Source organism: Natronomonas moolapensis 8.8.11 (assembly GCF_000591055.1).
Taxonomy (GTDB): Archaea; Halobacteriota; Halobacteria; order Halobacteriales; family Haloarculaceae; genus Natronomonas; species Natronomonas moolapensis.
This window is the reverse complement of the sequence record NC_020388.1, coordinates 1,058,775-1,072,127: the sequence shown is the minus strand read 5'-3', so window position 1 is coordinate 1,072,127 and position 13,353 is coordinate 1,058,775. Positions and strand designations below refer to the sequence as shown.

The 13,353-nt window shown below is 66.6% G+C and carries 17 protein-coding genes; 11 read left to right on the top strand and 6 right to left on the bottom strand.

Annotation, left to right across the window (positions count from 1 at the left end; genetic code table 11):
• Positions 1-32: 32 nt before the first annotated feature.
• Together NMLP_RS05355 and NMLP_RS05350 are read left to right on the top strand one after the other, a co-directional pair.
• On the top strand, positions 33-329 hold the full coding sequence (locus tag NMLP_RS05355) for a hypothetical protein (protein ID WP_015409102.1): 297 nt from the start codon (positions 33-35) through the stop codon (positions 327-329).
• 34 nt (positions 330-363) lie between these two features.
• Positions 364-1,338 carry an ArsA family ATPase gene (locus NMLP_RS05350; RefSeq protein ID WP_015409101.1) on the top strand — a complete coding sequence of 325 codons (975 nt, stop codon included), beginning with the start codon at positions 364-366 and terminating at the stop codon, positions 1,336-1,338.
• A gap of 78 nt (positions 1,339-1,416) precedes the next feature.
• On the opposite strand, the gene NMLP_RS05345 is transcribed toward NMLP_RS05350, so the two are convergent.
• Complete coding sequence (locus NMLP_RS05345) at positions 1,417-2,325, bottom strand: MBL fold metallo-hydrolase (RefSeq protein WP_015409100.1); 909 nt, start codon at positions 2,323-2,325, stop codon at positions 1,417-1,419.
• A gap of 108 nt (positions 2,326-2,433) precedes the next feature.
• Between NMLP_RS05345 and serS the strand changes: the two genes are divergently transcribed.
• Positions 2,434-3,810, top strand: coding sequence for a serine--tRNA ligase (serS, locus tag NMLP_RS05340; protein ID WP_015409099.1), 1,377 nt, complete (start codon positions 2,434-2,436; stop codon positions 3,808-3,810).
• Between the two features lie 22 nt (positions 3,811-3,832).
• Here serS and NMLP_RS05335 read toward each other — a convergent pair whose 3' ends face one another.
• Entirely contained in the window at positions 3,833-4,174 is a 342-nt protein-coding gene (locus NMLP_RS05335; protein ID WP_015409098.1) for a nuclear transport factor 2 family protein, read from the bottom strand.
• A 78-nt stretch (positions 4,175-4,252) separates the two neighbouring features.
• Between NMLP_RS05335 and NMLP_RS05330 the strand changes: the two genes are divergently transcribed.
• The gene (locus NMLP_RS05330; RefSeq protein WP_015409097.1) at positions 4,253-4,753 is read left to right on the top strand and encodes a DUF367 family protein; all 501 of its coding nucleotides are present in this window, start codon (positions 4,253-4,255) and stop codon (positions 4,751-4,753) included.
• A 155-nt stretch (positions 4,754-4,908) separates the two neighbouring features.
• On the opposite strand, the gene NMLP_RS05325 is transcribed toward NMLP_RS05330, so the two are convergent.
• Positions 4,909-5,745, bottom strand: coding sequence for a hypothetical protein (locus NMLP_RS05325; protein WP_015409096.1), 837 nt, complete (start codon positions 5,743-5,745; stop codon positions 4,909-4,911).
• A gap of 180 nt (positions 5,746-5,925) precedes the next feature.
• On the opposite strand from NMLP_RS05325, the gene NMLP_RS05320 reads away from it, so the two are divergent.
• Positions 5,926-7,188 (top strand): dihydroorotase, encoded by a 1,263-nt coding sequence (locus NMLP_RS05320; RefSeq protein WP_015409095.1) that lies wholly within the window; start codon positions 5,926-5,928, stop codon positions 7,186-7,188.
• Here NMLP_RS05320 and NMLP_RS05315 read toward each other — a convergent pair.
• Positions 7,185-7,787, bottom strand: a complete 603-nt coding sequence (locus NMLP_RS05315; RefSeq protein WP_015409094.1) for a DUF5806 family protein — start codon at positions 7,785-7,787, stop codon at positions 7,185-7,187. The genes NMLP_RS05320 and NMLP_RS05315 overlap by 4 nt on opposite strands.
• Before the next feature lie 113 nt (positions 7,788-7,900).
• Between NMLP_RS05315 and NMLP_RS05310 the strand changes: the two genes are divergently transcribed.
• Complete coding sequence (locus tag NMLP_RS05310) at positions 7,901-8,269, top strand: universal stress protein (protein ID WP_015409093.1); 369 nt, start codon at positions 7,901-7,903, stop codon at positions 8,267-8,269.
• A complete protein-coding gene (locus tag NMLP_RS05305) occupies positions 8,266-8,796 on the top strand; it encodes a GNAT family N-acetyltransferase (RefSeq protein WP_015409092.1) in 531 nt (176 codons plus the stop codon). The genes NMLP_RS05310 and NMLP_RS05305 overlap by 4 nt, the downstream gene beginning before the upstream one ends.
• Positions 8,797-8,816: 20 nt before the next feature.
• Here the strand turns inward: NMLP_RS05305 and NMLP_RS05300 are convergent, their stop codons facing one another.
• Positions 8,817-9,251, bottom strand: a complete 435-nt coding sequence (locus tag NMLP_RS05300) for a universal stress protein (protein WP_015409091.1) — start codon at positions 9,249-9,251, stop codon at positions 8,817-8,819.
• An 88-nt stretch (positions 9,252-9,339) separates the two neighbouring features.
• Here NMLP_RS05300 and NMLP_RS05295 point away from each other — a divergent pair, with 88 nt between their 5' ends.
• The 4 genes from NMLP_RS05295 (at position 9,340) to ddh (ending at position 12,539) form a co-directional block, all read left to right on the top strand.
• Positions 9,340-9,777, top strand: a complete 438-nt coding sequence (locus NMLP_RS05295) for a universal stress protein (RefSeq protein ID WP_015409090.1) — start codon at positions 9,340-9,342, stop codon at positions 9,775-9,777.
• A gap of 54 nt (positions 9,778-9,831) precedes the next feature.
• The gene (locus tag NMLP_RS05290; RefSeq protein WP_015409089.1) at positions 9,832-10,908 is read left to right on the top strand and encodes a DHH family phosphoesterase; all 1,077 of its coding nucleotides are present in this window, start codon (positions 9,832-9,834) and stop codon (positions 10,906-10,908) included.
• A 61-nt stretch (positions 10,909-10,969) separates the two neighbouring features.
• A complete protein-coding gene (hpt, locus tag NMLP_RS05285; RefSeq protein ID WP_015409088.1) occupies positions 10,970-11,539 on the top strand; it encodes a hypoxanthine/guanine phosphoribosyltransferase in 570 nt (189 codons plus the stop codon).
• 76 nt (positions 11,540-11,615) lie between these two features.
• Positions 11,616-12,539, top strand: a complete 924-nt coding sequence (gene ddh / locus NMLP_RS05280) for a D-2-hydroxyacid dehydrogenase (protein WP_015409087.1) — start codon at positions 11,616-11,618, stop codon at positions 12,537-12,539.
• Positions 12,540-12,573: 34 nt separating this feature from the next.
• Here the strand turns inward: ddh and NMLP_RS05275 are convergent, their stop codons facing one another.
• Positions 12,574-13,092: a DUF5813 family protein gene (locus NMLP_RS05275; protein WP_015409086.1), complete on the bottom strand. Its 519-nt coding sequence runs from the start codon at positions 13,090-13,092 to the stop codon at positions 12,574-12,576.
• Positions 13,093-13,353: the final 261 nt, after the last annotated feature.

The following is a 13,353-nucleotide window of genomic DNA, read 5'->3' as shown; positions in this document are numbered from 1 at the left end:
TATTTGCCTCCGGCGGGACTGCGTTGTGACGAATGACGCTCGCCGATCGGATCGAGTCGTTCCGCCGGACCCTCGAGGAGTGGCTTCGGGGGCTCTATCACGGGATGGTGACACACCCGGCCTACGAGAAGATCGAAAAGGAGGCCGAGGACGCCGAGGACGCCTTCATCCTCGCGTGTTTCCCCGACGCCTTCGGGATCCCCTCGCCCGTCTCCTACTACACCGCCGAGTTGCTGCCCTACCTCGAAAACGAGTTCGAGGCCTGGGAGCGCCGGCTGTGGGACCGGGAGTCCTACATCGAACGAAAGGGCCAGCAGTATCACTTCTGATGCTCCGAACACACTACCGAGGGGGGCGCTGATCGTGGAACGGTTCGTCTTCTTCGGCGGGAAAGGCGGCGTCGGCAAGACGACGGTCTCCTGTGCGTACGCGGTCCAATCGGCGCGGGATGGCCACCGGACGCTCGTCGTCTCGACCGATCCCGCCCACTCCGTGACAGACGTCTTCGACCAGCCCTTCGAGGACGACGCGACCCCGGTCGAGGGGGTCGAGAACCTCGAGGCGATGCAGATCGACCCCGAAACGGAGGTCACGAGACACCTCGACGAGATCAGACGGGACCTCTCCGAGCAGGTGTCGGCGGCGATGGTCAACGAAATCAACCGCCAACTCGAGATGGCCCACGACACGCCCGGCGCGTACGAGTCGGCGCTCTTCGATCGGTTCATCGAGGTGATGCGCTCGGCGGAGCCCTACGACCGGGTCGTCTTCGACACCTCGCCGACGGGGAGCACCCTCCGGTTGCTCGGGTTGCCGGAACTGCTCGAGGGGTGGATCGACCGGCTGATGTACAAACGCCGGACGAGCATCGACCTCTTCGAGAAGGCCGCCATCGGCAACAACGAGCCGCGGCGGGTGATGGACGGCGACCCCGTCCTCGCCCGGTTGCAAGAGCGAAAGGAGTTCTTCGAGTTCGCCGGGTCGACGCTCCGGGAGGAGGCGGCCTTCTTCTTCGTGTTGAACCCCGACGAGTTGTCGTTGAACGAGACCGAACGAGCGGTCGAGGCGATGGCCGAGTCCGGCCTCTCCGTCAGGGGGTTGGTCGCGAACCGCCTGACGCCGTCGCCCGGCGACGACGAGGACGGCCGTGGCGCGCGCTACCTCAGCGAACGCGTCGCGACCGAAGCGGAGCGACTCCGCCGCGTCCGCGAGGAGTTCGAGACGCCGCTCGTCGCCGAGATCGAGACGAAGACGTCGGAGGTGAAAGGCGACCTTCTCGTCGAAGTCGCCCGGGCGCTCGACATCGAGACGGCGCTCGACGCCTCCGAGCCCGCATAAATCCCGCGGTGCCACCTCTTTTGTTCGGCCTCCTGATGGCCGGGGCCGGGGCCGGGGTCGCACCCCGTGTGCCGCGTCTCACGTTCTCTCGTCCCGCTCGTCGAGATAGCGCAACACGCCCTGGAGGTTCATCCTGATCTCGCCGGCCGCACTCCGCTCGCCCCACACGTCCGGCGTGTCGGCGCGCTCGCGGAAGTGTTCGACCATCGCGTCCTCGTCGTCGAACTCGGCCCGCGCTGTCTCGACTGCCTCGACCCAGCGCTTCGTCGCCTCGACGTACTCGTCGATCCGCCCCTCGGCAGACACCGGCCCGAAGTGGCCATAACAGATCGTCTCGGGGGCCAATGCGTCGATCGTCCGCGCGTCCTCGATGACCGTCTCGAGGTCGAACCCCGGCGGCGGCGACGTCTCGATCACCCGATCCAACTCGGGGACGTAGATCCCGGCCGCGTCGGCGGCGAAGACCGCGTCCGATCCGGCGTCGTGAAAGATCGCCTGATGGAAGGCGTGTCCGGGGGCGTGATACACGTCGAGCGTCCGGTCGCCGAGGTCGATCTCGTCGCCGCCCTCCAGTGCCGTGATCCGCTCTTCGGGGATCGGCTCGGGTTCGGTGTAGTACTCGATCCGGTCGCCGACGGCCGCTTTCGTCCCCGCCCAGAGACGCTCCGGATCGACGAGGTGTTTCACGCCGGCCCCGTGGGCGAGCACCGTCGCGTCCGTCTCCTCGGCGAGCACCCAGGCCCCGCCAGCGTGGTCAAGATGGACGTGCGTCGGGATAACGTACGCCAGTTCGTCGGGTCCGATCCCGACCTCGTCGAGGGCGTCGAGGATGTGTTCGGGGTTGGTCCCGAGGCCGGTGTCGATCACCGCCGGCCGTTTCGTGTCGCACACGTAGACGGAGCCGTACTCGGTCCGGCCGTACAGTCCGACGTCGACGTAGTAGCAGTCCGGGACGGACGCCACGGCGTACACGTCTCCTATGCTCATGCCCGACGTTTCGCCGTCCGGTAGTAAAACTGCTCGCTACGCGGGCGACCGCGACCCGATCCCGCGTGATCGATACGACTTTCCGCCGCGGCGTCGAACCGCCGGCACATGTTGTCCAGGCAGTTCGTCCGGGAGAACCCCGAGGAGGTCCGACGCGCCCTCGAGACAAAAGGCGTCGACGTCGACCTCGATCGGATCCTCGACGTCGACGCGGAGTGGCGCGAACTCAAGGCCACCGGCGACGATCTCAGACGGCAGCGCAACGAGGTCTCGAGCGAGATCGGCGAACTCAAGCGCGAGGGCGAGGAGGCGGCGGCCGAGGCGGCGATCGAACGCTCCAGCGAACTGAAGGCCGAACTCGAGACGGTCGAATCCCGCGCCGAAGAGCTGGAGGCCGAACTCGAGGCCGCCCTGCTCGAACTCCCGAATCCACCACACCCCGACGCCCCAGTCGGCGAGGACGAGTCCGACAACGTCGAAGTCGAGCGCTGGGGGTTCGACGACCGACGGGCGCTCCCGGAGCCGGTCGTCCCCCACTACGATCTGGGCGAAGCACTCGGGATCCTCGATTTCGACCGGGGGGCGAAAGTCTCCGGCGGCGGCTTCTACTTCGCGACGGGCGAGGGCGCACGGCTAGAACACGCGCTGATTCAGTTCATGCTCGAACACCACCGCGAGGAGCACGGCTACACCGACGTGTTCCCGCCGATCCCGGTCAACTCTGCTTCGATGCGGGGGACCGGCCAGTTCCCCAAGTTCGTCGACGACGCCTACCGCCTCGGCGGCGACAACGACGAGGCCTACGACGACGACGACCTCTGGTTGCTCCCGACCGCCGAGGTCCCGGTCACGAACATGTACCGCGACGAGATTCTCCTCGACGGCGACCTCCCGATCAAACACCAGGCGTACACGCCGAACTTCCGGCGGGAGGCCGGCGAGCACGGCACGGAGACGCGCGGTATCGTCCGCGTCCACCAGTTCAACAAGGTCGAGATGGTGAATTTCGTCCGCCCCGAGGAGAGCTACGACCGCCTAGAGGGGCTCGTAGACGAAGCGACGGCGGTACTCGAGAAGCTCGGGCTTCCCTACCGGATACTCGAGATGTGTACCGGCGATATGGGCTTCACGCAGGCGAAAAAGTACGACATCGAGGTGTGGGCGCCAGGCGACGACATGGACGACGGCCCCGGGGTCGGCGGGCGGTGGCTCGAGGTGTCGTCGGTCTCGAACTTTGAGGCGTTTCAGGCACGGCGGGCCGGCATCCGGTATCGCCCCGAACAACACGAGTCCGCGGAGTACGTCCACACGCTCAACGGTTCGGGCGTCGCCGTCCCCCGTGTGGTCGTTGCGATACTCGAGTACTACCAGAACGCCGACGGGACCGTCGACGTGCCGGAGCCGCTCCGACCCTACATGGGGGGGATCGAACGGATCGAAGGCCACGACCCCGTCGGCGAGTCGGCCCTCGGCGCGGGCGAATAGCTACCCCGGCTCGTCGAGGCGGTCACTCCGCTCCGGGCCCGGTGTACGTCCGGATGCTCGCGATCGCACCCTCGGCGATTTCGAACGCATCGACGAAGCCAAACCAGGTCTCCCCGTCGGAACGAAGCAACCGCCCTTCGACGGCCACGTCCCCGCCGTCGTCGGCGTAGACCGACTCGATGACGTGCGTCGTCTCTCGCTCGGGACGGCCGCTCCGCATGAACGAAACGAACGCCTCGCGCCCCTCGATCGTCCGGTCGGGACGTCGGTGGACGAACCCACCGGAGACGACCCCCGCGAGCGCGTCGTAGTCGTCCTCGTCGATCGATCGGTAGTACTCCCGAGCCAACTCGGCGCCGTCCATACCGAATGTCATTCGTCGCGCACTCATATGTCCGGCGGCGGCCGAGCGACTTTTCTCCGGGCGGCGGCAAGCCGAGGCGTGGAGCTACACGTCCGGTACGAGGGCGACGACGACCCCGAGAAGTGTTCGGCCCGAAAGCTCGCCCGCTTCGACCTCGCGAGCCTCCACCGGTCGGCCCGGGGGACGCCCCACGGGATCGTCCTCGATCCCTACGCCGATCGGGCGCTTTCGCCGGCCGACGCTGAGGAAGCACCACACGGGCGGCTGATCGCGCTGGACTGTTCGTGGGAAACCGCCGAGGCGGAGGCGTTCCGCCTCGATGGGCCTCACCGATCGCTGCCGTTCCTCGTCGCCGCCAATCCCGTCAACTACGGAACGCCGTTCCGGCTCAACACCGTCGAGGCGTTCGCCGGCGCGCTCTGTATCCTCGGCTACCGCCACCGCGCGGAGGAACTCCTCGGGAAGTTCCGCTGGGGGCATACGTTCTTGGAGTTGAACGAGGAGCCGCTCCGGCGGTACGCCAACTGCTCGGACTCTACCGATGTGATCGACGTGCAATCCGGATACCTCGATCAGTGATCTGCCCCGCTGTTTCCGCCGCCGTCGCCGTCGCCGGGGTCCCGATTATTTATATCCGATGACGGGACCAACCTGCCGCGTGATCTGACACCGAACCCGCGGCGAACACGACGGGAGTCCGGCGCACCGCCGCGGGATCGAACCGGCGCCGGCTGTCAGCTCAAACGGATCGGATCGGCCGTCGGCTCGATCGAGACTGTGATATCGTCGCCGACCTCGAAGCCGTGGCCCCCACGAAAGACGAGCTTCGCGCCGAACGGAACCTGCGACGCAAATAACGAAAGCCCGGTCGCGCGTCGGTCGGCCGCGAACACCGCCACGTCGGCCCACTCGATTTCCCGCCCGTCGGCCGTCCCGATCGGCGTACCGAGCAGCGAGCGCTCTCCCTCAGCGGTCGCGAACGTTCCGCCGCCCCGGTAGTGTGCGAGCCCGCCGTCGAGACCGACGCCGTCGTCGTCGGCCAGCGCGGTGAACCCCCGTCGCCCCCGTCCGGACGGCGAATCGAGCCGGACGTAGCTCCGGCCGGCCTCGACGATCGTTCCGCGACCGTCCCACTCGAGACCGGTGACCGACGCGTCGAGACCGATCGGGAGCGAGCCGTTCGCCCGATTGAGGTTCTGCTCCGGCTGACGGAACCCGAGGTGGAGGTGGGTATCGACCCACCGACCGAAAAATCCGGATCTGAGGAGCGCTCCGAGCCGATCCCCAACGTCGATCCGCTCGCCGACCTCGACGTCGGGGTCGACGTGGAGTATCCTCGCGACGTGGGAGCCACAGTCGATGAGAAGCAGGTGATCCTCCGAGGCGGCGTACGGTCGATCGGGGCATCGAACCGTCCGGATCGATCTGACGGTACCGGCGACGGGCGAAACGGCCCCGTCCGTTCCGGGGTAGAGGTCGATCGCACAGCCGGCGTCGTGTGCCGCATACGGCGAGTTGTACCGGGAAAACCGCTCGTATCGATCGAGCACCGCCGCCGAGAGCGAAACCATACCACAGGTTCGCTCTCGGTCGTCTTATCGGCGTCGGGCCCCGGCGTCGATGGGGGCTACCGACCGATCGGCGACCGCTGCGGTCCACCGGCGTGGCATGGGGTCGGCACGAGCCACGCCGGACCCATCGGATCGGGACGCTCCGTGAGTCTTACGTCTGTCGACCGAAGACGTGACGTAATGCTATTCCGCGACGCGACGCTGGCCGACGGCCGGGTGCGCGATGTCCGGATCGACGGGGAGTCGATCGTCGATGTCGGAACCGGACTCGACGACGACGGAGAGACGATCGACGCCGACGGAAAACGCCTGTTGCCCGGGATGATCGACGCGCACGTCCACTTCCGCCAGCCCGGGTTCCCGCACAAAGAGACTTGGTTGACGGGGTCGAAAAGCGCCGCCGCGGGCGGCGTCACGACGGTGTTCGACCAGCCGAACACCGAACCGCCGACGGTCGATGCAGCAGGGTACGAACGAAAGGCCGAACTCGCGTCGGCGTCGCTCGTCGACTACGCGATCAACGGCGGTGTTACCGACGATTGGGCCCCCGAAGAACTCCTCGAGAAGCCGATCGGCGCGCTCGGTGAGGTGTTTCTCGCCGATTCGACGGGCGAGATGGGGATCGGCACGGGACGCTACGAAGAGGCGGTGAAGCGTGCCCACGACGCGGGCGTTCCGATCACGGTTCACGCCGAGGACGCGGCACTGTTCGACGAGTCGGTCATAGATCGCACCGATCCAGACGCCTGGAGCGCCTACCGGACCGCAGCCGCCGAAATCGAAGCGATCCGGCACGCCTGTCGAGTCGCCGCCGACCTCGGCGCGCGCGTCCATATCGCGCACACGTCCACCCCGGAAGGCGTCGAGGCCACCTCGGAAGCGGGAATGACCTGCGAGGTGACGCCGCATCACCTGTTCCTCTCGCGGGCGGACCTCGAGGAGCTCGGCACATTCGGGCGGATGAACCCACCGCTTCGGAGCGAGGACCGACGCGAGTCGATGCTCCGATTGCTCGCCGACGGCGATATCGATATCGTCGCGACGGACCACGCACCCCACACCCGCACCGAGAAGGACGCGGGAATCTGGGACGCACCGAGCGGCGTCCCGGGGGTCGAAACCGCCCTCCCGCTGCTGTTGGAGGAGGCGCGGAACGGGCGGCTCGGATACGATCGGATCCGGGACGTCACCGCCGCCAACGTCGCCGACATCTTCGGTCTCGAACACGGGGGGCGGATCGAGGCGGGCAATCGCGCGGATCTCGTGTTGGTCGATCCTGACGCGAGCGTCCCGATCCGGGGAGAGGACCTACACTCGAAGTGCGAGTGGACGCCGTTCGAGGGACGACGGGGGGTGTTCCCGGAACTCACGACAGTTCGGGGGTGCGTCGTCTTCCGCGACGGGGAGTTCGCCGACGTCGCGGGACGCAACGTCCGCCGCTAGTCGTCGCCGGCGTCGACTTCGTGGCCGCAGTTCGGGCAGTGAATTTCGTCGCGTCTGAGCGCTGCGGAGGACTCTCGAACCTCGCGCATCACACTCGAGATCCGTTCTTCGGCTTCCAGTTCCTCGTCGACGCTCAACTCGACGCCTTCGACCTCTAAGAGGAACTTCGCGACCTCCGTGATTTCGTACATCAACTCGTCTAGCTCCTCTGCGGTGTAGAAATCGCACATCGCGCCGTACAGAAACGTCGCTCCGGCCGTCCGGACCTTCTCGTCGAAGGAGGAGCGGGCCTGATTCACCGCTTGCGGGCTGTAGGTGTCAGTCATGAAAGGAACGAGTTCGGGGAGGTTCTCCCCGATCTTCGTCATCTCGACGCCGGTCTCGGTCCTGAAGTCGGCACAGAGCCGCGCGATCGCCCACTCGCGGGCAGTGACGTAGGTCCGTTCCCGGAGGAACTCGTTGGCGCGGTCGTAGGTCGCGCCGTCGATCTTCGAAAACCGGGCGTACTCCCGGACGTCCGACGGGACGGCGTCGTCGGGGCTGTCCGTTCCCGTCTCCGATCCGTCGGCACCGACGGTTGCCTGTCCATCATCGGCCATGTGGTACGTAGCGGGACGCCGTCGAAAAAGCGTATCGCCGTTGTCTGACGCGCGGCCGACGCCGATCGGTCGGTAGGCGGGAGGCTTTTGCTTTCACGGGGTAACGTCGAAACATGAAAGCTCTGTTGGGCATCGGCGGGAGCGAGGACTCGCTTCGTGCCCTCGAGAAAGCGGTCACGCGGGCCAAAGAAGCAGGTGACGACCTGACGATCGCCATCGTCGAAAACCCAGACGCATCGTTATCACAGTCGGAAATAGAGGCGCGCGCGAGTGAGGTATTGTCGAAGACGGACTTCGAGGCGGATCTCAGAACGCTCGCCGGGCATCCAGGAAGCCAACTGCTCGAACTCGCTGAACGCGGCTCCTACGATCGGATCGTCCTCGGCGGTGGTGAGACGAGCCCTCTCGGGAAGGTACAGCTCGGCTCGATCGCGGAGTTCGTCCTCCTGAACGCCAGAACGACGGTGACCCTCATCCGATGACCCGCGAGTATCCGGACGACGTGGCCGGCCCCTACGAGGCCCCGCCGTACGAGTTCGAGGACCGCGAGGGGCGAGTGATCGAGGTCGAGCGGTACGACGACGGGATCGAACCACTGTTGGAGATGTACGCCGCGTTCGACCCCGAGGACCGCGCACAGGGTATCCCGCCGACGAACGAGGATCAGATCCGAACGTGGCTCGAGACGCTCGTCGAGGCCGATGCGCTCAACGTGATCGCGTGGCACGGAGAAGCCCCGATCGGGCACGCGATGTTGGTTCCGGACGACGGCGGCTCCTTCGAGTTGGCGATTTTCGTGCTCAGGGAGTATCAAAACGCCGGCATCGGGACGGGCCTCATCGAGGGGCTGCTCGGCGCCGGACGCGAGGACGGGGTCGAGCGCGTCTGGCTGTCGGTCGAACGCTGGAACAAGCCGGCCATCACACTCTACCGGAAAGTCGGCTTCAGGCCGACCGACGACGGGAGCTTCGAACTCGAGATGTCGGCGCGGCTGACGTCGGACGCGTAGCCCGCACGCGGCCCCGACGATCAGACCGACAACACCGGCTGTGAAGCGTGAGCAAGCACGTATTCGGCCGCCTTCTCGATCACTGCTTCGGAGTCGCCGGTGACCGGCTGTCGCGGGACGACGACGAAGCCGACGTCGAGCATCTCGGCGACGTCGAGGATGACCGTCCCGGGGTGTTGGCTCAACCTCGAGATGGAAAAGCCACAGGCCGAGGAGTGATCGATCGGGACGTCGCCGGCGACGGCCCGTACGCCGTCCATGACGTTTTTTCCACGGTCGGCGACGGCGGTCGCGTCGATGCTCCCGTCGTCGATCGCTTTCGCCGCGTTCTCGCCGAGGAGATACAGCGCGTGGACGGACGCCTCGTACCGGTCCGCGATTGCGACCCCATACTCGACGGCGTTCATCGCTGCGTCCGTACCGTCGACGGGTACGAGCACCGTGTCGATCTCCATACGCCCGCCTCGGGCGAGAGGGACTTAAACCACACTCGACGCGGCAGGGAAGGCGTGGATTTATGATATCCGCGGGCCGACACCCGGTATGTTCGAGACGGTGGTCGTGGCGACCGACGGCTCCGAAAGCGTCTCGCGGGCGGTCGACTGTACGTTCGATCTCGCCCGGCGGTTCGACGCCACCGTACACGCGCTCCACGTGATCGACGAGAGCCGCTTGGAGCCGCTTCCCGAACGCCTCCACAGCGACGTCCGCGGCGCGCTCGACGAACAGGGCACCGACGCGATCGACGCGATCGTCGAGGCCAACGCCGACACCGAGGAGCCGATCGATCTAGAAACGGCCGTCCGTACCGGCCGACCCGCGACCCAGATCGTCGGGTACGTACAGGACATCGACGCCGACGGTGTCGCGATGGGCACGCGTGGGCGGAGCGGTGATCACTCCTTTCTCCTCGGGAGCGTCGCCGAACGGGTCGTCCGGACCTGCCCGGTCCCCGTCATGACCGTTCGCCAACTCGAGTGACGGCCCGACGGCGGTGAACGGGAGGCTTATTGAGACACCGCCCGGCCGGTGTGTATGGACGATCGACTCATCGACGACGAGCGGATATCGCTTCATCGCCGGTCGCTGTTGCCCGGCGAGGGATTTTTTAGCCCGGATTCGTTCGACGACGACGTCGCCGAACGCGAGGCCGAAGAGACGCTCGAAGGGGCCGACCGGGTCGTCGTTGCCGATCCCGACGCCGACGGCCTCGGCTGTGTCGCCTTGGTCCGGGCCGCCTTCGGGACCGCGGGGCTGCTTCCGGCCGGCCCCCACGAGTTCGCGGAGGCGCTCGAGTACGTCGCGGCGTACGGCGACCCCGGTCTCGACGTGTTCGTCTGTGATCTCTGTCCCGATTCCGGCCGGGACATCGAAACGCTTCCCGCCGTCGCCGAACTGGCGGGGTCCGTCCGATGGTTCGATCACCACCAGTGGGACGACTCCCTCGCCGAGGCAGTCGACGAGCATGCCGAGTTGGTCGTCGGTGACTCCGAGTCGGTCTGTTCGACTGACGTGACGCTTGCGGAACTCGACGCCGAGCTCGACGACCGGTACGCCGACCTCGCGGCGGTCACCAGAGATCACGATCTGTGGCTGCGCGATGACCCCCGGAGCGACGACATCGCCGACTACGCCTACTGGGCCGCCCCCGAGGAGTACACCGAGACGGTCCTCGAACACGGGGCCGACCTGCCCGAACCGGTCGAGACCTTCCTCGAGGAGAAACGCGTCGAGAAGGACGCGTTGATCGGGAAAGCCACGGAACGGGCGGCGTTCCACGAGATCGGCGAGTGGACCGTCGGCGTCACCTACGGTCGGTGTTCTCAAAACGAGGTCGCCGAGGCGATGCGCGAGTCGGGCGCCGACGCGTCGGTGATCGTCAAACCCGCAGGATCGGCGTCGATCCGGGGGACGGACACCTTCGAGCGCTGTCACGAGGTCGCCCGACAGGTCAACGGCGGCGGCCACCCGAAAGCCGCCGGCTGCAAGCCCGACATCTACGACGATATGCTCGATTACGCCCACCACTGGAGCACCCGCGGCGAGGTCGCCAAACGGGTGATCCTCGAGGCGTTTCGGACGCTCGATCGCGAGGCCGAAACCGACGCGTAACCGGGGGCTGCCGACCGGCGACGACCGTCAAGCTTTACCCGTATCTGCCGGTACGCGGCACATGGATCAGCTCCAGCGGTCGCTGCTCGAGTCGCCGATCGTCGAGAAGGGCGAGTATCACTACTTCGTCCACCCGATCAGCGACGGCGTCCCGATGCTCGAGCCGAGCCTGCTCCGGGAGATCGTCATCAAGATCATCCGGAAGGCCAGACTCGAGAACGTCGACAAGATCGTCACGCCTGCCGCGATGGGGATCCACATCTCCACGGCCGTCTCGCTCATGACGGACATTCCGCTCGTTGTCATCCGAAAGCGCGAGTACGGCCTCGAGGGCGAGACCCCGCTGTTTCAGGAGACCGGCTACTCCGAGAGCCAGATGTTCATCAACGACGTCGACGAGGGCGACAACGTCCTCGTGCTCGACGACGTACTCTCGACGGGCGGAACCCTCTCGGCGATCTGTGCCGCCCTGGAGGACATCGGCGCGAACATCGTCGACGTCGTCGCCGTCATCAAGAAAGTCGAGGGAACGAACGAACTCGACGAGTCGGCCTACAGCGCCAAGACGTTGATAAACGTCACCGTCGAGGGCGGCGAAGTCGTGATCGTCGATCCGACCGGCGACGACTGACCGGACGCCCCCGCGTCCGGGCGTTCGGGCGGGATCAGGCGGACGGTTATTTATATATTCTTGCCGACCATCCGGTATGTCCACCATCGGAATCCACGAGTCGGTCGGTGCGGTCTTTCCGCCGGAATCACTTCGCGAGGCGCTCTCGGATGTCGAGGCGGATCTGCGTGTCGTCGCGACGGACGATCTCGACGACTGTGTTTCGCTCGTGACGTTCGCCTACGACGAGCGCTTTCTCGACGCCGACCTCGAGTGGATCCACTCGATTCAGGCGGGCGTCGACCGGTTCCCCTTCGAGGCGCTCGAAGCCGGGGGGATCGCGCTGACGAACAGCACCGGCATCCACGGCGACACCGTCGGCGAGACGACGCTCGGATATATGCTCTCCTTTGCCCGGGGGCTCCACCGGTACCGCGACCACGAGCGCAACCACGAGTGGTCCCGTCCCCCCTACGACCGGCCCTTCTCGCTCGCCGACGCCTCCGTCTGTGTCGTTGGATTGGGGACGCTCGGCCGCGGTATCGCCACCCGCGCGGACGCCCTCGGGATGGACGTCGCCGGGGTCAAGCGGACGCCGACGCCGGTCGACGGAGTCGAGACGGTCTACCCCGCCGGGGACCTCGAGACCGCGATCGCCGACGCCCGCTTCGTTGCCCTCGCCGTTCCGTTGACCGAGGAGACGGAGGGATTGATCGGCGCGGCCGAACTCGAAGCGATGCGCTCGGACGCGGTGTTGATAAACGTCGCCCGCGGTCCCGTCGTCGACGAGTCGGCGCTCGTCGACGCCCTCGCTTCCGACGCCATCGGCGGCGCGGCGCTGGACGTCTTCGAGACCGAACCGCTGCCGCCCGGGTCGCCGCTGTGGGCCATGGAGGACGTGATCGTCACGCCGCACGTCGCCGCGGCGACACCGAAGTACCACCGACGGATCGCCGCGCTCGTCCGGGAGAACGCCCGCCGACACGCGGCCGGCGAAGCGCTGACCAACCGCGTCGTCTAAGCCGGTGCCCGCGTTCGGAGCCGCCGGGGCGCGTTTATAACGGCATCGGGCCGCTGCTGTTGTCCTCGCCAGCCCCCGAACGCGCCCGCGAGAGCAACTCCGAGACGGGCGGTCGGTACTCGTAGCCGGGGACGATCCCCTCCATGTAGGTGCCCTCGACGTACTCGGTCATCGCCTTCGCCATCGGAGGGACGTGGTCGGCGTTTTCCCACTCGAACTCGAAGACGGCGACGGCGTCGTCCGCCTCCTCGACGAGCCGGTAGTCGTCGAACTCGATGTCGTGTCTGACCGCCATGTCGGTGTCCTCCAGGCGCAACTCGTAGGTGTCGAACCAGCCGTCCTCGACGGCCGATCCGACGTCCCCCTCTGTCGCCGCCGACAGCATCGGCGCGCGTACCTCGAGGGTGTACGAAAGCGCCCACTCGTCGGTCTCGGTGGCGGTCGCGCGCCCGTCGAACCGCGTCGTCGTCACCTCGAACCACCGGCCGTCGCGCTCGAAGGCGTCGTGGCCCTCGAACGCTCGGACGGCGCGGTCGGGAAGTGTATCAGTCATCACTGGCTGTTGGGGCGACGATATAAAAAGGCCGTCGCACGAGGTGGCGCTCGTCGCTCCGTTTGACGTCCACTCTGGCTGGACAGCCGTCCCGCGGTTTATATATAAATGCCCGGCAATATATTTATATTCGTATATGAAATACTTATAAACAGTTCACGTTTGTTCGCTTCCGGGATCGTTCGCTGGCGCTCGCGTGCGTTCGAGCTGACGAGTGCTCACGGCTCACGTGCGTTCGCCGTTCGCTGTCGAGATCGTTCG